The organism is Microcoleus sp. A003_D6 (assembly GCF_036702825.1).
In the GTDB taxonomy this organism is placed as follows: domain Bacteria; phylum Cyanobacteriota; class Cyanobacteriia; order Cyanobacteriales; family Microcoleaceae; genus Microcoleus.
This window is the reverse complement of sequence record NZ_JAUBWA010000047.1, coordinates 1-16,377: the sequence shown is the minus strand read 5'-3', so window position 1 is coordinate 16,377 and position 16,377 is coordinate 1. Positions and strand designations below refer to the sequence as shown.

The following is a 16,377-nucleotide window of genomic DNA, read 5'->3' as shown; positions in this document are numbered from 1 at the left end:
AATAACGCAATCTTCAACCCGCGAAGGCGGGTTTTGTCTGTGTAGCCACGGTTTCAACCGCCGGGTTTTTTGGGTTTCAACCGCCGGGTTTTTGTGGATGGGCGATCGGGTTTTTTGGGTTTCAACCGCCGGGTTTTTTGTGGATGGGCGATCGGGCTATAATACAGAAAACTTGACAACAAAAATAACTGTCATGAGAGAGTTAATCCAACAAGAATTAGAAAAGCTCGATCGAGAACAACTCCAACAAGTATTTGAATTTATTAGCTTCCTGAAATTCCGTGCCAGATTAGTTACTATTCCTGCGATCGATGAAACTAACTTAGCTGCACTTTACAGCGAATTTGCCGAAGAAGACCGACAACTTGCGGAACTCGGAATCAGCGAATATGCAGAACTCCTCAAACATGAGGATTTGGCATGACAATCAGACGAGGTGAAATCTCGATTGCCAACCTCGATCCCACACAAGGTTCCGAACAAGCAGGCGTGCGTCCCACAATTATTTTTCAAAACGATACAATTTCGAGATACACAACTACTGTTATCAGTATTCCTCTCACAACTAATCTGCGTCGTGCCTCTCTTCCTTCCTGTGTTTTGATTCCCGGCGGCGAGGGAGGATTAGCTCAAGATTCTGTTGCATTGTGCCATCAACTGCGAGTTTTGGATAAAACAAGATTGCGAAATAAAATTGGTGAACTAAATCCAGAGATACTGGTACAATTAGAAAATATCGTATTATTTACCTTGGGTTACTTACCTTAAAAAAGAGCGATGGCTTACGCCCCGCTACGCTACGACTTTTGGGAAACGGGCGATCGATTAAGGCCAGATCCCCCCTAGCCCCCCTTAAAGAAGGGGGGGACAAGAAGCGCTCAAAGTCCCCCTTCTTAAGGGGGATTTAGGGGGATCTGACCTGGGCGATCGACGACAGATGCAAAAGGTTTTAGTGCGATCGGGCGATCGACTTTTGGGAAACGGGCGATCGACCTTTCATTTATTGTTCAGAAATAGTATTCGGATCGATCGACACAATTCCTTCGTTGGCGTAGTGAGTAAAATCCTTAACATTTAGCGTTAAAATGTGTGATGCACCGTTTGCTTTCATAATAGCCACAAGACGAGCATCATGTACCTGAACCCCCGAAACTCTGTAGGTAACAACTAACCTACGCCACTCCGAGTATGTTAAATATGTGTCGGGAAACAATGGAAAAAGACGCTCGATCCGCTGTAACAGGCGATCGGCATCAGCAGGAGTCAACCCAAAGCCATTTTTCTCGATCGGGCGAGTAACAACGTTCCAAAACTCAACGCAGTTTTGTGAGGCTACTTGCAGTTTATATCCATCCTGTCGCAAATTTTTTACGGCATTGCGGATTACAGGATATAAAGGATGAGAGCGATCGGAAAACCGCAGCAGAATATTCGTATCTACAAGGCATAACATTGCTAAGGATGCTCCTCGTAGATACCTTCACGACTTATGGCAAAATCTGATAGCACAGGCACATTACTTCCCAGACTTTTAATAAAATCATCAGCCAATTCATCTAAAAGTATTTCAAACTCGCGATCGCTAATTTCTGCATCAGAATCACTTACCTTTGATGACCGACCAGGCGCTGACTGCCAAGTTAGGAAATCAACAAAATTAAGAACCACTTCTAGCTGCGGTTTGCCTAAATAACGCAGCTTATCTACAATGCTTTCAATTACAGCTTCCATACATTTATAGTTGAGCTTTAATTGTGATTAATTTCACATAATCATAGCAGAAATATCAAATTTAGTCAAATTTCCACAACTGCGAGAGGATGGGAAAGGCGATGGCTTACGCCCCGCTACGCTACGACTTTTTGACAAACGGGCGATCGACTCTTCAACCCGCGCACCATCCGGGTTTCGTCTGTGTAGACGCGGTTGAAACCGCCGTCTCAACCACCGACAAACACCACAATCAATCAACCGCCGTCTCATCCAATCCCAGCGGCACAAAATACTGACTGTAAACCACACTATCCGGCTCCCATAGCGGCCGCCAATAAATATTTTGGATCACCGCTTTCTCCCCATCATCATCAGCCGGCCACTGAAAACTGACGATCGCAATATTGCTATATCCCACAATCTCATTACCCTCTTGCAGCCAGCGATTGCGCCACAACAGCGATATAAAATTCCACAACCTATGCAGGAATGACAATTGTTTATTTTTATGCGATCTATCTGACGCAGTTCCCTTTTCTAGCAGCAAAAACACCCGAGCTCTTTGCCGTTTCATCCAGTCAATCCGATACCCCCAATCAGGCAGAGATTGTCTGTTCCTGACAGCAGCTACCAGAGCTTTCTTTTTGCCAATTCTCGAAATTTTAATTAATTCCAGCGGCTCATTCCATCCCAAACATTCGTGCGATCGCTCAGGAAACAGCGACTTAATCTTAGTATGAATTAAATGCGTTTTCCACTCCTCATTAATCAAAGCACTAGCAGTCAACTGCGCCAGCACAGAAGATTGACAATTTGATTGATAATTCGCCATATTCAAAGGCTCAATATTCGATCGAGAATCGCCAAAATGACAATCAGACCAATAACTCAGCCGCACAGCAGCAGCATAGTGAATATCCCCGCTCAACACAATCACCCGATCGCGCTGCTTAAAAAACTCCGACAACAGCTTCACAAAAGCCAACTCGTGAAAATTCCAAGAATCCCCCGCATCGCTATTAAAAACCTTCCCCTGTTCCACATCCCGCTTTTGCACCGCATCAATAATCCACAAACCCACCAAATTAGTCGGCACAACTACCAGCGTCGCCTCAATCTCAAACTCCCCAGATTTATTCAGCAAATTAGTTTCATGCAAAGGCTGCTGAATTTGCTCCTCAAAACCTTTGTGAGTCAAAAGCATCGGCGGATCGATCGCGCTTTCCACCGGATACCCCCGCCAACTCCGCGTATCCAGCACAATCACCTCGTGCTTAAAACTTCTCACAGTAAAATGCCAATTCAAAACCTCACCCACACCCTCGCCATCCCGAGCCAAAATAAAAACATCTTCATCTAATTTCAACTTAGGCAAATGAGTTTTCGGATCGAGTCCTGGAATTCCCAAATACTTAGCCGCCTCCTCCCAAGCCGAAACATCAGTCCCCGCCGAAGCCGACCATTTTTCAGCAGTTGTTAATAATTTATCTCCCGGTTTTTCGCGATCGAACTGTGCGGGCGTATTTCCCCAAGCCTGAAACACAGCGTAAGCCAGCAAAGCATTCTGGACCACCCGTCTGCCCAGTGGCTTCCCCAGCACCCGGTAACACCACTCTCGATTCAAATACAAATCGTCGCTAACATCGTGGTCGTCGCAAATCATATAAGTAGGAATATTCGCTAGCGCCCTCCTCACCCTCCACAAATTTCGAGCAAAACCGTCAAGTTCAACAACTTCTCGATCCCAGACTTTTGCATCCTTAGAATTTGGACAAATATCCTTACCCTTGGGAAAACTCGTGCACCAGAGTACCGGCGACCAAACTAACAAATACATCGCGTAATATTCCCCCAAGCTAAATAAGTGACTTTTAGCATTGGCGGGTTTATTCACCAACATCGCCGTAAAGCCGCCAAAATCTCTGGCAATATCGCTGCGAGTCCCCGGCTGTAACTCAATTGGTTTTTTGGACTGATACTCAGCATCAGACGGTTTCTGGATAGGGGACTCTCTAAAAATTTCTCTCTCTTGGCCAACTGCATTTTCGTTTTCCGCATTTTTAGGTATACTGATACACAAATTCTTTTTAATTTGGGCATCATCCATCAGGGGCAGATTCTCTTCCCAGCCCAACAGGGTATCGCCAGCGTCAGTCAAGGCCCACAGCATCGCATCGGCAACATCGTCGCCGTAAATTTGGTCACCCGTTAAAAACAGTTGGTGAGGCCTGCTATTTGCCGTTCCTGCAAACTGTTCGATCGAATTATCCAAGATTGGCAGCGCATCTCTGCCGTCTCCGTGCGGCTTGCGACAAGAACCGTGAACGATACGCAAATAGTTTAAATCCTTTGGCGGTAGGGCAAAAGTCGGCAACCCGTGAGCGAAATAACCGATCGTCTCCGGCCCCAAAGCCGACAAATCAGGGGAGGTCGGCCACAGGCAAGAAATGAGATTTTCTTTCTCATTTTCTGGGACTGCAACCCTCGACGGCGACTCGCGACTGCTGGTAAACTCAATGTCATAAGCATAGATTTGCCCGGATGTCAAGACATTGCTGTCCATCGGTTTAGCAGTCACCGCCGCTACGTGCAAGTATTTGCCGAGCTGCACGGTAGAGTTCGCACCTTGGAGCAACGGCACCCCGACAATTTCACCGGTTCCGCCTTCAGTCGAATAAACCTTGAGTTCGACTCGGCGGGGTGCTTTCAGAGCCAGCCAAACTGTCACGGCCCGACTTTCAGTCCGGCGCAAAATCGGGCCCGCAAGGATGAGCGGCAAGTGATGAATTCGATGGTTTAAGGGAGTCCACGACATAGGATTTAAAAAATAAAAATTAAATAAGGGTGTTCTAGCAATCAGATTTTAGGCGATCGAGCATCTGTCACCCGCTTAATTAATGTTAAATCTGCCAACCCAAGTCTCCAAAATTGTAACAACTCATTAAGTAAAATTAATAATCAACCATGCTAAAAGAAGAACAATTACATCATTTTCTAAATTCAGTCCCGCAGCTAGCAATTAAACCATCAGAACCCGCCCTAGAACCCAACAGCCCGCCACTTTACTTGTCACCTTTAGATCGGGCGATCGACCGCCACCCCCTCACCGTGGCTCCAGAAACCCCGATCGCCCAAGTGTTGGCTCTCATGAACCCCATGCGGGTATCCTGTCAGCTTTGCGGCGAAAAACCACACGCTCTTCCGAGTCCGGCCAAGCGCAGTTGCGTCTTAGTCGTGGAAGACTCGCGGCCGATCGGCATTTTTACAGAACGAGATATCGTCAAGCTAACTACCGTCGCAGCTTGTGCGGTAGGACTGACAATTGCTGAGGTAATGACTCGATCGCCCATTACCCTCAAACAATCCAAGTCTCAAGATATTTTCACAGCTATATTCACCTTGCGCCAGCATCAGATTCGGCATTTGCCCGTAGTGGACGAGGACTCGCGGCTTCTGGGCATCATCACCCGCGAAGCCATTCACGAAGCGCTGCAACCGGTTAACTTGCTAACCAATTTGCGCTGCGTGGCAGATGTCATGACCAAAGAAGTCATTTGGGCCCCAAAAACTGCCTCAGCTCTCGATTTAGCCGAACTCATGGTCAAGCATCGAGTTAGTTGCGTCGTCATTGTCGAAGAGCAAATTCAGCATCCCGATCGGGCGATCGCACCAATAGAAAATTACCTTCTTCCGATCGGCATTGTCACCGAGCGGGATATTGTGCAGTTTCACGCCCTCGAATTAAACCTCTCGGAAATCCCGGCAGCAAGGTTCATGAGTGCGCCTTTATTTTGCATATCTCCCGCCGATTCCCTCTGGAGTGCCCATCAGTCGATGCAGCGGCACTGTGTCCGCCGTTTGGTAGTAGTTGGCAGTCACGGAGAACTTTTGGGCGTTGTCTCTGTGACAAATTTGCCGCAAGTTTTTAACCAATCAGAAATCTACGGGACGATCGAGCTTTTGCAGCAAGCAGTTGACGATAGAGCCTCCCAATTGCAGAAAGCCAACGAACTTTTGCAGGAAGAAATTTTAGAGCGGCAGCGGGCCCAAGAAGCCCTGCGCCAAGCTCACGACGACTTAAAAAAACAAGTTGAAGAACGCACCGCTCAACTTTTAGAATCAAATGAATTGTTGAGACGGGATATTATCAAGCGCCAGCGAGTCGAAGAAGTGCTGCGGCAAAAGCAAACTTGCTTGAAAAATCAAGCGCAGCAATTAGAGGAAACTGTGCGAAAGTTGCAGCAAACTCAAACTCAACTTGTGCAAACTGAAAAAATGTCTTCTTTGGGACAAATGATTGCCGGTATCGCTCACGAAATTAACAATCCTGTTAATTTTATCTACGGCAACCTTTCCCACGCCAACCACTACATCAAAGAATTGCTCCAACTGTTGAAACTTTACCAGCAGCACTATCCCGAACCAGTATCGGAAATTCGAGAAGTAGCAGCAGGGATGGAAATCGATTTTTTGGTGGAAGACTTATCTAAAATCCTGTCTTCTATGCAAGTAGGAACCGAGCGCATCCGCCAAATAGTTTTGTCGATGCGCAATTTTTCGCGATCGGATCAATCTAACATCAAGCTCGTTGATATTCACGAGGGGCTTGACAGCACTTTGATGATTTTGCAGCACCGCATCAAAGCTTACGGTGGACATCCACCTATTCAAATTATTAAAGAATACGGCGATTTGCCCCGCGTCGAGTGCTGTGCCGGTCAGATCAATCAAGTGTTTATGAATATTATCGGCAATGCTATTGATGCGATTGATGAAGCAATCCAGAAAGGCCGATGGGCAAAGGGAAATGGGAAAAATACACAGTCGCCAATTCCTAATTCTCAATTGAGTGTTCCGGCTATTACAATTCGCACTGAAGTTGTTGACCCCGGTTTTGTGGCGATCCGAATTTCCGACAACGGCGGGGGTATACCCGATGATATTCGCTGCAAATTATTTGACCCGTTTTTTACTACCAAACCAGTCGGCAAGGGTACTGGGTTGGGACTGTCGATTTCTTACCATTTAGTTGTGGAACAACACGGGGGGCGACTTGAGTGCGTTTCGGAAGTTGGACTCAGCACTGAGTTTGCGATCGAGATTCCGATCGTCAGTTGTCATGAGTCAGCACTCAATCGTCAGTAGTCTTTGGGAAGAAATAATATTCTCCCACTCCCCCGCCAATTCCTAAAAATTAACAATTTTTTACAAAGCACCAGAAACCCCAGCAAAATCACTCTTTCCCAATCTAAAATCTCAAATTTCAAATCTAAAATCCTATAACTTTGCCCTCCCCAGACCCAGATCGGCCGAACTCACTTCGAGTTTGCTAGATCCACCAGCTCGTTTGTGCCCGTTCAAGTTACGCCCACAAGCCATCAACTGCCTGCATCCTAGCCCCCAAGCCAAAAGCCCAGATTGTTTGATAAGTTAATTTTTGTTTTATTTTTGTACCTCTTTATATTAAGAAAGTATTCTAAAGTCAAATAAAAATGTAAAATTTTTATAAGAATAGATTTATGATTCAAAAAAACAGCTAAGATTCCCAAAGATGCAAAATAAACAAATTTACTAGCATTTTGATTTGGTCGCCCCCTTTCTTTTCCTCGCAAGTTAGCTAATAATGCTTTCAACGAGCTAAATTGCGCCGACTCCCCAATTCACAAGAAGGGCATTGGAGTTGGGTATTGCAAGTTTTGGGCGATCGCAACATCAAAGCGTGAAACCCCAGCCCCGATCGTTTTGATAGAAACCTATAGGAGAACAAAGAGTGAAACTCGCAGTTTACGGAAAAGGTGGAATTGGCAAATCGACAACAAGCTGCAACATCTCCGTTGCCCTAGCCAAGCGCGGCAAGAAAGTTTTGCAAATCGGTTGCGATCCAAAGCACGACAGCACATTTACCCTCACTGGCTTCTTAATACCCACAATTATTGACACCCTTCAACAAAAGGACTATCACTACGAAGACGTTTGGCCCGAAGATGTCATCTACAAAGGCTACGGCGGCGTTGACTGCGTAGAAGCAGGAGGCCCTCCAGCAGGAGCTGGCTGCGGCGGCTACGTAGTCGGCGAAACCGTCAAACTGCTCAAAGAACTCAATGCCTTCGAGGAATACGACATCATCCTGTTCGACGTGCTCGGCGACGTAGTGTGCGGCGGTTTTGCAGCCCCATTGAACTACGCCGACTACTGCATGATCGTCACCGACAACGGCTTCGACGCTTTATTTGCAGCCAACCGCATCGCCGCCTCAGTCCGCGAAAAAGCCCGCACTCACCCGTTGCGGCTCGCCGGTTTAATTGGCAACCGCACCTCCAAGCACGACTTGATCGACAAGTACATAGACTCCGTACCCATGCCAGTGCTGGAAGTGTTGCCCCTGATTGAAGACATCCGTGTTTCTCGCGTCAAAGGCAAAACTTTGTTTGAAATGGCCGAGACCGATTCTTCCCTAAACTACGTCTGCGATTACTACCTCAACATCGCCGACCAGATTTTGGCAATGCCCGAAGGAGTAGTGCCCAACGACCTGCCCGATCGCGAATTATTCTCCTTGCTTTCAGATTTTTATCTAAATCCAGTGCAACCAGTGGTCAAGAAGGAGGAAGATGAGCTAGACCTGATGATGGTTTAATAGGTCTAGCGATCAGGATGAGGATAAAGAGGTTATGGCTTTTTTTGATACTTTTTCAGTTGCTCTCAAACAGAAGTGGTTGGACTACTACCAGGTAAATCGGGCTTGGCTGCTCCTGCACATGACGGCTGACAACACGGTCGCCACACCCGACGGCGGGAAAAGGCCTGTTTCTTACCTCATCCTGGGAATTGCCGCTGCCCTGGAGCCGGAACTCCAGCAACTAATGCTGCCCTTCTCAAGACTCAAGGCGGATGCAGACAGCCTGATCGAAGTGTTGGGACTAAATTTTGACCCGGACATGGCACTAGGTATGCCCTCAAATACCGCGCCACAGACGGCCGACCAATCTCCAACACCCGCAGCCACAGCACCCGCAGCCGCAGCGACAGCACCCGCAGCCACAGCGACAGCACCCGCAGCCACAGCGATAGGAACCCCCCCCGCAGCGATAGGAACCCCCCCCGCAGCCACAGCGATAGGAACCCCCCCCGCAGCGATAGGAACCCCCCTCGCAGCGATAGGAACCCCCCCCGCAGCGATAGGAACCCCCCCCGCAGTTGCGGGAGGTGAAACAGCAGCCCCCGCAGCGACAGCAGCCCCCGCAGCCCTTATCGAGCAAGCTGCACCCGCTGATGCCAAATCTAATAAATTGGGCGGTGCGGCTTTAGGAGCAGCCGGAGTAGTCGCCGGAGTCGCCGGAGTCGCCGGTCTGGCAGCAGCAGCGTCAGCACTTAGCTCCGAGGAGGAATCCTTGGAGTTAGAGGAAGAAGCGGTCTCCGACTTCGACCTGGGCGATGACGAGGAAGAAGCGGTCTCCGACTTCGACATGGACGATGACGAGGAAGAAGCCTCGGCTTTGGACGGTCTCGACATGGGCGATGACGAGGAAGAAGCCTCGGCTTTGGGCGGTCTCGACCTCGACGATGAGGAAGACGCCGTATCTGACTTCGACCTCGGCGATGACGATGAGGAAGACGCCGTATCTGACTTCGATATGAGCGACGATGAGGAAGACGCCGTATCTGACTTCGATATGAGCGGCGATGACGATGAAGAAGCTTCGGCTTTGGGCGGTCTCGACCTCGACGATGACGATGAAGAAGCTTCGGCTTTGGGCGGTCTCGACCTCGGCGATGACGATGAAGAAGCCTCGGCTTTGGGCGGTCTCGACCTCGACGACGATGAAGAAGCCTCGGCTTTGGGCGGTCTCGACCTCGGCGACGACGATGAAGAAGCCTCGCAATTTGGGACTTTGACCTCTGGGGATCTCGAATCGGGAATATCCGATCCGTTTGGGGAAGAAGATGCAGAGTTTGTCGCCGAAGAAATACCCGATCCGTTTGGGGCACCTACCTCAGATGACCTAGATATGGATCTGGGCGACTTGGACGAAGACGGTATTGACGATTTCTCTGTATCTGATGACGATGACCTCGACGATCTCGGACTTGACGATCTGGGAGAAGCCACTACCGGAGATCCTGACGAAGATGATTTAGATGCTCTAGGTCTAGGCGATTTGGATTCCGACGATGACGATGAAGAAATTTCGGGCTTTTTGTCGGATTTTAAGTGAGGTTGTGGCGATCGGCGGGGTCTCTTCTAGTCTGGAAGTTTCCCGCTCTATTTGTAAGTTGTGAGTTGCGAGTTGTTAATTTTTAATTAGCTCAAACTCACAACTGCCAAAAGGCTTTTTGCCGCGAGGGAGTTGAAGAACACTAAATCCCTGCTGTGAGGGATTGTATGCCCTCGCGCAGAACTTTTTAGCCAAAATTTTGGATGCGGCTGCTGCGGAAATATTGAGTTTGCTGCATCTATTTTTCAAAGAAATTACGCCAAAACCAGGTATTTCTATTATTGTTCGCTGCTTCAGGGCGATCGCACTTTCACAGGTGTTTTCTCGCCGCTGCGCCTGTTCGCGTTCGATACGAAAAACAACCTGAAAAACCACTTATGCTTGTCCGCAGCAAGAGATGCGATCGCAAAATACAGGTATTTCCTCGCTAGGCGAGCCTGTCCTGTTTGAGACTAAAAACAATTTAAAGGGAGAACATTTGAAATATGACTGCTATTACTACTAATGAACCAGAAGCTTTAAACTTTGAATGCGAAACAGGCAATTATCACACTTTTTGTCCGATTAGCTGCGTAGCTTGGCTTTATCAAAAAATTGAAGATAGCTTTTTCTTGGTCATCGGTACCAAGACTTGCGGCTATTTCTTGCAAAACGCAATGGGCGTGATGATTTTTGCTGAGCCTCGCTATGCGATGGCTGAGTTGGAAGAGGGCGATATTTCCGCTCAGTTAAACGATTATGATGAGTTGAAGCGGCTGTGCTTGCAAATTAAGCGCGATCGTAACCCCAGTGTAATTGTCTGGATCGGCACTTGCACCACCGAAATCATCAAAATGGATTTGGAAGGGTTAGCGCCGAAGCTGGAAGCCGAAATTGGCATTCCCATCGTCACAGCCCGCGCTAACGGCTTGGATTACGCCTTTACTCAAGGGGAAGATACCGTTTTAGCAGCGATGGCTGCTAAATGTCCTGAGAAAGCGCCCGTGATGGAATCTCAGAAACAAGAACGCAATGCAATCTCTCAACTGCTGAATTTCGGCAAGAAAAAAGAGGAAGTTGCAGCAGATGAATCGGAATATGTCAAGCACACACCGCTGGTACTTTTTGGTTCTTTGCCCGATCCGGTTGTCACTCAGCTAACTCTAGAATTGAAGAAGCAAGGAATCAAAGTTTCCGGTTGGCTTCCTTCCAAGCGCTACACTGAATTGCCAGTCTTGGAAGAAGGTTATTATGTATCTGGCATGAATCCGTTCTTGTCGCGCACAGCTTCTACGTTGATGCGCCGCCGCAAGTGTAAGCTAATTGGTGCGCCATTCCCGATCGGCCCTGACGGAACTCGCGCTTGGATTGAAAAAATTTGCTCAGTGTTGGGAATTGAACCAAAAGGTTTGGACGAACGGGAAGCGCAAATTTGGGCCGGTTTAGAAGATTACCTGCAAATAATTCGCGGTAAATCTGTCTTCTTTATGGGCGACAATTTGCTAGAGATTTCTTTAGCACGTTTCTTGATTCGCTGCGGCATGACTTGCCCGGAAATCGGCATTCCTTACATGGACAAGCGCTATCAAGCAGCCGAGTTGGCGTTGTTAGAAAAGACTTGTCACGAGATGGGAGTTCCTACTCCTCGGATTGTGGAAAAACCGGACAATTACAATCAGTTGCAGCGGATTTACGAGCAGAATATTGATTTGGTGATTACTGGTATGGCTCACGCTAATCCTTTGGAAGCGCGGGGAATTAATACTAAGTGGTCTGTTGAGTTTACTTTTGCTCAGATTCACGGCTTTGGTAATGCGCGGGATATTTTGGAGTTGGTGACTCGTCCGCTGCGCCGGAATAATTCGCTGAAGGATTTGGGTTGGGGTAATTTGGTGAAGAATGAAGCGAAGGTTTAATCTCTAGCTCATCTACTTCCGGTTTTCACTACTGTAAAAACCGCTATAATTATATAAGTGGGGTAGGTAATGCCTACCCTACTTTATAAGTTCATCAATAAAAGGCTATCAAAATGACAGTTGAACAAGAAGAATTTGGTGAGATGGTTCACTCTATTAATGATAGGCTATCCGATGCTCAATACTATTTGTCGGTAGCTTATGATTTATTGTATGGTTTGGGTAGTACACCAGAAAAATACGCTAAAGCACGTCATTTCTGGACGATGACTGCCTTGGGATTTCGTGACCTGTGTGTATTATATTTGTGTCAAGTATATGACTCACATGATGATGCTGTAAGCGTTCCCAAAATTTTAAAAATTGTTGATAGTAATTATAAATCATGGAAAAAAGCCTCCCAAAAAATAGGTGAGTTAGACATAAAACAATTAGAGAAAGACAAAATTAAATTCAAAGATAAAAAAGCGGATGACAAAGATTACGATCAGAATCTAGATGGATTGAAAAAAAAACTTTTTAATCAGAGAGACAAAGCAATAGCTCACTATGACAAGGCAGAACTTTTTAAATATAAAAAAGCTTTAGGTGTTAGGGAAAAAAACAGGAATATATTAAAAAATGAGGAAGATGAAAACGCGCCCTTCTTGCCAATGCCTGAAGAGATGACTAGGCTTAAACAAGATGAGTTGCAAAAACTGATCGATGAGGCGAGAGCAATATGTCATCGTTATATGTCTCTTTTAAATATTGAAATTCCTTCCCTAGAGATTCAAGAGGATTACAATAACTTATTAGATATAAGTACAACCCCCTAATGAAACAGGACTTACGCATTGTAACGGTAGTATCAGACCTTGAGATTCTTCGCTATCGCTGAGAATGACAAAAAATCGTTATCACTGCGTAAGTCCTGGAAAGCTGTGATAGATAGTCGGAAAATTTGGTTAAGATGAGTAAGTTAGGAAAACTGATAGAACAATTTTTATCAAACCCGTCTGAAGTGCGGTTTGACGATGTGTGCTATATCCTAACTGCTTTTGGGTTTGAAGAAAAGCGATCGAAAGGAAGTCACCATTCTTTCCGAAATGCCGATGGATTAAAGATTACAGTCCCTAAAAAGGGCGGTCAGAAGGTAAAAGGAGTCTACGTCAGGCAAATTGTGGCATTATTGAAGTTAGAGGAATGGAGCGATGAATCAGAAGATGAAAGTCAAGCTTAAATCCCTAGATTATTACTTGAGCCTGAAATATCCTATCAATTTTTATCCCGAACCTGAAGGTTATACAGCTATAATAAAAGACCTTCCTGGCTGTATGTCTCAGGGTGAAACTTTGTCCGAAGCGATGGAGAATATTCAGGAAGCTAGGGAATTGTGGATAGAGACTGCTTATGAGTGCGGCGATGAGATTCCTTTACCTACAACGGAAGTTGAGTATAGCGGAAGTCTATCTTTACAAATTCCTAAATCTCTACATTTAAGTTTAGCAGAAAAAGCGGAAAGGGAAGGAGTTAGTCTTGACCAGTACATTCTGCTTGTGTTAAGTAAAGCAGGCTAAAAGATAATCAAATAAGGATTATCAAGTTTGAGGCACGCTTCAAGGGCGATCGCTCTTTTATTTTTTTTTATGAACCGCTGATGCAGGCAGATTAACGCAGATTAACGCGGATGAAGAGCGCGATCGTACTTTTGAATCAATTTACAATTACGCCAAATTTTAATAACATTCTAGGCAAATAATCATCCAAATTCTTGATGTGTTCATCTGTTAACTCAATCAGGTTGAGTTCGTACTTCTGATATAGTTCTTGCTTCACTTTCTTGCGCGCCACATACTCCGGGTTGTTCTCATATCCCCAGTATTCAATATACACTTTCCCCCCAGGAATATAAAAGTCACAGTAAGCTTCTTCCTCTATAGGTAGTCGGCGTTCATAGGCGTGAACTAGCTCCGCCATATAAAGCCAATTATCAATCAAAACTTCAGCTTTAGACCGCACAAAATGACCGTCGGTTGTTCGATGCTGTGCACTCGCCCGAAACTTCTCGCGGAACCCTAGCTTTGTGTTTACTTCTGTTTTGACCTGTTCTGAATTGTCACCTTTAAGACTCTCAATAGTCGCTAGAAAAACTTGATTTGTCAGTATAGATTCTGGCCAAAGCACATACGGAGTGTTATCTTGAGGGTATGTTTTTTGCACCGCCCCAAAACCTATTCCCCGCTTAGTGGCTACCCAGCCGTTGCGCTCTTTGTTTACCAATCCTAACTCTGCTAAAATTGGGTTTACTTTGTGCTTTGATATTTCTAGTTTCTCGCTGATGCTGGTAGCGGACAGAAGTGAGGGGGAAGAGGATTGTTGGGGTTTAGGTTTGGGCGCTGACACGGGTTGAGCGTTGTTAGCTTTCCAATGTTCGTAGCATAATTTGTGACCGGGTTTTGAAACTGCTTGATTGCATCCCGCCGCCGTGCAGGTTTCTGCTGAAATGGCAGATAAAGCTTGATTTATGGCTGCTAGCTTGCGGAGCAAAGGATCTAAGGTCATATTAACAGCTTGAGATATATTCAAAAATAGTACCACTTTAATTTCTATGCAGTCAAGAATTAAAAACTGGCGATTCCCTTTGGGGTAGCTTCGCGCGGACTTTTCCCCAACCTTTCCAGAATCCCAGGCCACACGCCCGTAACACGATCGCAGGTACGATCGCCTATAATCGAAACTAGCCCAACTCTCATCAGTTGAGAAACCGCCATGAGTCAAGACAAGGAAAAAATTAGCTATTCAGAGAAAACAGAACGTCTCCGAGTTATCGGTCAGTTTATCAAAACTGTGACACCGATGATTTGGACGATCGTAATTCTGGTAGTCATCATTCCCATGTTAGGTAATTTTATAATTTCCAAGTCATTGACAAATACTGCAACCACAGCAGTTGTAGTCTCGCCGCCGCACGATTTTAGCAAAGTCAACCAAGACGTTAAAAACGCTATCCAAACAGCCCGTACAACTGCCGAAACTTTCGCATCTAAAGAATTGGACAAATGGGAAACCGAAGTAATTGCGCGAGTTGACAGCAGTTTTCTCGATTGGTACTTCGATTACTTCAATCAAAAAAAGATGGAGTTTACCGTACCTTTCAACTTCATCAAATCAGCCGTACTCAATAGGTTTGATATGAATGCAGCGTCTCAAGCTGTTTCGGAAAAATTAACCGAAGACTTTCAAAGAGAATTTGCCAACCGCGTGCTGGTTCCCAAAAATGCTCAACTGCGATTTCAATTAATCACTCAAGATACTGCTAACTTGTACATAGCAGAAGTTAGCAAAAATGTGAAAGTAGTTCAAAATAATTATAACATACCCCAAGTACAGTGGGACAAATATCTCAACGATATTGCCACCACAATTAGCGATAAAGGAAACGTCTCGAATTTATCATTAAAAGCATTAGTTGGCGGCAGCGGCTACTTAATTGCTAAGCCGTTAATTTTGGGAATGGCCGCAAAAATTGGCAGCAAAGTTACGGCAAAAGTTGCCAGCAAAGCCGCCGCCAAAATGGCAACAAAAACAGGCGGTACTGTTGCGAGTCAGTTGGGAGTAGGTTTAATCGATCCGATTGTCGGTGTCGGGATTATCATGTGGGATTTGTGGGATTACGATCGCACCGTGAAAGTGGAAAGACCGATTTTGCGCGAACACCTTGTAGGTTACTTGAAAGATGTCAAAAAGTCTCTGCTCACAAATCCTGAAACCGGAATTATGGCAGCAATTTATCAGTTAGAAAGCGGGATTATGAAGTCGCTTTCGTAAATGCCTAATCTCCTGTAGTTTGTGTATCAAAATTCATAGTAAAGAACAATCCTAATGAGCAAGCAATATGCAAATAACACTTTTTAAACAAGAAAGCCGTGAGATGCTAAAATGGTTGACTCAAAACCGTCGGATGTTATTAGAATTATATCGCAATCAATATGTTGCTTATAATGCTAATCGATTAATTGCTCACAGCGAAAATTTGCGTGAAGTTTTGGATTTAGCCAAAGCTTCAGGAGAAACTTTTGTAATTTACTTAGTTCCCCGTCAAACAGCTTCTATTCAAATTTTACCCATTCGTTTTCGTACAATTACTCGTCACGATTGGCAGCACAACTATCGTGTAAATTTAAAACATAGAGATTGGGAGATTTCTACAATGATGTTAGTAGACTCTGGCGCAGAATTAAGTTTAATTTCATTAAAGGTTGGTCAGGATTTAGGATATGCTTTAGCTGATGCAGAATCAACTTTATTAGCAGAGACTATAGGTGGCAGAGTCAACTATGTTTTACGCGATGTTGAAATGACAATAGATGGACATACTTTTATTGCTCCTGTGGCATGGTTGCAAAATAATACAGGGGGAGAACAATTGCTTTTGGGTCGAGAAGTTGTGTTCGATCGGTTTAATATTGAATTTAAGCAGGCTGATGAGGAAATGGGTGCATCTCACTTTGGCAAATATATCAAATTGAAAGTTGACCGTTGAGGTAAGCACAGCGAAGAGAAAGGATAGA

At 45.6% G+C, this 16,377-nt stretch carries 16 protein-coding genes; 11 read left to right on the top strand and 5 right to left on the bottom strand.

What is annotated here, in order from left to right; genetic code table 11:
- The first annotated feature begins 97 nt into the window (after positions 1-97).
- Both QUB70_RS14895 and QUB70_RS14890 read left to right on the top strand, forming a co-directional pair.
- Complete coding sequence (locus QUB70_RS14895; protein WP_332981439.1) at positions 98-424, top strand: hypothetical protein; 327 nt, start codon at positions 98-100, stop codon at positions 422-424.
- Entirely contained in the window at positions 421-768 is a 348-nt protein-coding gene (locus tag QUB70_RS14890; RefSeq protein ID WP_332981436.1) for a type II toxin-antitoxin system PemK/MazF family toxin, read from the top strand. Before QUB70_RS14895 ends, QUB70_RS14890 begins: the two co-directional genes overlap by 4 nt.
- Positions 769-1,000: 232 nt before the next feature.
- On the opposite strand, the gene QUB70_RS14885 is transcribed toward QUB70_RS14890, so the two are convergent.
- From QUB70_RS14885 to QUB70_RS14875, 3 genes are all read right to left on the bottom strand, one after another.
- Positions 1,001-1,453, bottom strand: a complete 453-nt coding sequence (locus QUB70_RS14885) for a type II toxin-antitoxin system VapC family toxin (protein WP_332981433.1) — start codon at positions 1,451-1,453, stop codon at positions 1,001-1,003.
- Positions 1,454-1,455: 2 nt separating this feature from the next.
- Positions 1,456-1,731 carry a hypothetical protein gene (locus QUB70_RS14880; RefSeq protein WP_332981431.1) on the bottom strand — a complete coding sequence of 92 codons (276 nt, stop codon included), beginning with the start codon at positions 1,729-1,731 and terminating at the stop codon, positions 1,456-1,458.
- 232 nt (positions 1,732-1,963) lie between these two features.
- Positions 1,964-4,528 (bottom strand): PhoD-like phosphatase, encoded by a 2,565-nt coding sequence (locus tag QUB70_RS14875; protein ID WP_332981429.1) that lies wholly within the window; start codon positions 4,526-4,528, stop codon positions 1,964-1,966.
- A 149-nt stretch (positions 4,529-4,677) separates the two neighbouring features.
- Between QUB70_RS14875 and QUB70_RS14870 the strand changes: the two genes are divergently transcribed.
- From QUB70_RS14870 to QUB70_RS14860, 3 genes are all read left to right on the top strand, one after another.
- A complete protein-coding gene (locus QUB70_RS14870; protein ID WP_332981427.1) occupies positions 4,678-6,858 on the top strand; it encodes a CBS domain-containing protein in 2,181 nt (726 codons plus the stop codon).
- Positions 6,859-7,483: 625 nt separating this feature from the next.
- Positions 7,484-8,350, top strand: coding sequence for a ferredoxin:protochlorophyllide reductase (ATP-dependent) iron-sulfur ATP-binding protein (gene bchL / locus QUB70_RS14865; RefSeq protein ID WP_332981425.1), 867 nt, complete (start codon positions 7,484-7,486; stop codon positions 8,348-8,350).
- 34 nt (positions 8,351-8,384) lie between these two features.
- Complete coding sequence (locus tag QUB70_RS14860; protein ID WP_332981424.1) at positions 8,385-9,929, top strand: DUF5331 domain-containing protein; 1,545 nt, start codon at positions 8,385-8,387, stop codon at positions 9,927-9,929.
- A 75-nt stretch (positions 9,930-10,004) separates the two neighbouring features.
- Here the strand turns inward: QUB70_RS14860 and QUB70_RS14855 are convergent, their stop codons facing one another.
- Positions 10,005-10,304 carry a hypothetical protein gene (locus tag QUB70_RS14855; protein ID WP_332981423.1) on the bottom strand — a complete coding sequence of 100 codons (300 nt, stop codon included), beginning with the start codon at positions 10,302-10,304 and terminating at the stop codon, positions 10,005-10,007.
- 110 nt (positions 10,305-10,414) lie between these two features.
- Here QUB70_RS14855 and QUB70_RS14850 point away from each other — a divergent pair, with 110 nt between their 5' ends.
- The 4 genes from QUB70_RS14850 (at position 10,415) to QUB70_RS14835 (ending at position 13,383) form a co-directional block, all read left to right on the top strand.
- The gene (locus QUB70_RS14850; protein WP_199292772.1) at positions 10,415-11,824 is read left to right on the top strand and encodes a ferredoxin:protochlorophyllide reductase (ATP-dependent) subunit N; all 1,410 of its coding nucleotides are present in this window, start codon (positions 10,415-10,417) and stop codon (positions 11,822-11,824) included.
- Between the two features lie 113 nt (positions 11,825-11,937).
- Positions 11,938-12,642, top strand: coding sequence for an AbiU2 domain-containing protein (locus tag QUB70_RS14845; protein WP_332981421.1), 705 nt, complete (start codon positions 11,938-11,940; stop codon positions 12,640-12,642).
- Positions 12,643-12,776: 134 nt separating this feature from the next.
- Entirely contained in the window at positions 12,777-13,046 is a 270-nt protein-coding gene (locus tag QUB70_RS14840) for a type II toxin-antitoxin system HicA family toxin (RefSeq protein WP_332955243.1), read from the top strand.
- Complete coding sequence (locus QUB70_RS14835) at positions 13,030-13,383, top strand: type II toxin-antitoxin system HicB family antitoxin (RefSeq protein ID WP_332981420.1); 354 nt, start codon at positions 13,030-13,032, stop codon at positions 13,381-13,383. The genes QUB70_RS14840 and QUB70_RS14835 overlap by 17 nt, the downstream gene beginning before the upstream one ends.
- A 136-nt stretch (positions 13,384-13,519) precedes the next feature.
- Here the strand turns inward: QUB70_RS14835 and QUB70_RS14830 are convergent, their stop codons facing one another.
- A complete protein-coding gene (locus QUB70_RS14830; RefSeq protein ID WP_332981419.1) occupies positions 13,520-14,404 on the bottom strand; it encodes a hypothetical protein in 885 nt (294 codons plus the stop codon).
- 171 nt (positions 14,405-14,575) lie between these two features.
- Between QUB70_RS14830 and QUB70_RS14825 the strand changes: the two genes are divergently transcribed.
- Positions 14,576-15,634 carry a hypothetical protein gene (locus QUB70_RS14825; RefSeq protein WP_332981417.1) on the top strand — a complete coding sequence of 353 codons (1,059 nt, stop codon included), beginning with the start codon at positions 14,576-14,578 and terminating at the stop codon, positions 15,632-15,634.
- 67 nt (positions 15,635-15,701) lie between these two features.
- Positions 15,702-16,349, top strand: coding sequence for a retropepsin-like domain-containing protein (locus QUB70_RS14820; protein ID WP_332981416.1), 648 nt, complete (start codon positions 15,702-15,704; stop codon positions 16,347-16,349).
- The last annotated feature ends 28 nt before the right edge of the window (positions 16,350-16,377 follow it).

What these genes read in the sequence shown, in the direction of transcription:
- QUB70_RS14820 (WP_332981416.1), top strand. Translation starts at nt 15,702, where the DNA reads ATGCAAATAACACTTTTTAAACAAGAAAGCCGTGAGATGCTAAAATGG.
- QUB70_RS14895 (WP_332981439.1), top strand. Translation starts at nt 98, where the DNA reads ATGGGCGATCGGGTTTTTTGGGTTTCAACCGCCGGGTTTTTTGTGGAT.
- QUB70_RS14845 (WP_332981421.1), top strand. Translation starts at nt 11,938, where the DNA reads ATGACAGTTGAACAAGAAGAATTTGGTGAGATGGTTCACTCTATTAAT.
- QUB70_RS14835 (WP_332981420.1), top strand. Translation starts at nt 13,030, where the DNA reads ATGAAAGTCAAGCTTAAATCCCTAGATTATTACTTGAGCCTGAAATAT.
- QUB70_RS14840 (WP_332955243.1), top strand. Translation starts at nt 12,777, where the DNA reads ATGAGTAAGTTAGGAAAACTGATAGAACAATTTTTATCAAACCCGTCT.
- QUB70_RS14880 (WP_332981431.1), bottom strand. Translation starts at nt 1,731, where the DNA reads ATGGAAGCTGTAATTGAAAGCATTGTAGATAAGCTGCGTTATTTAGGC.
- QUB70_RS14850 (WP_199292772.1), top strand. Translation starts at nt 10,415, where the DNA reads ATGACTGCTATTACTACTAATGAACCAGAAGCTTTAAACTTTGAATGC.
- QUB70_RS14870 (WP_332981427.1), top strand. Translation starts at nt 4,678, where the DNA reads ATGCTAAAAGAAGAACAATTACATCATTTTCTAAATTCAGTCCCGCAG.
- QUB70_RS14825 (WP_332981417.1), top strand. Translation starts at nt 14,576, where the DNA reads ATGAGTCAAGACAAGGAAAAAATTAGCTATTCAGAGAAAACAGAACGT.
- QUB70_RS14885 (WP_332981433.1), bottom strand. Translation starts at nt 1,453, where the DNA reads ATGTTATGCCTTGTAGATACGAATATTCTGCTGCGGTTTTCCGATCGC.
- QUB70_RS14860 (WP_332981424.1), top strand. Translation starts at nt 8,385, where the DNA reads ATGGCTTTTTTTGATACTTTTTCAGTTGCTCTCAAACAGAAGTGGTTG.
- QUB70_RS14890 (WP_332981436.1), top strand. Translation starts at nt 421, where the DNA reads ATGACAATCAGACGAGGTGAAATCTCGATTGCCAACCTCGATCCCACA.
- QUB70_RS14875 (WP_332981429.1), bottom strand. Translation starts at nt 4,528, where the DNA reads ATGTCGTGGACTCCCTTAAACCATCGAATTCATCACTTGCCGCTCATC.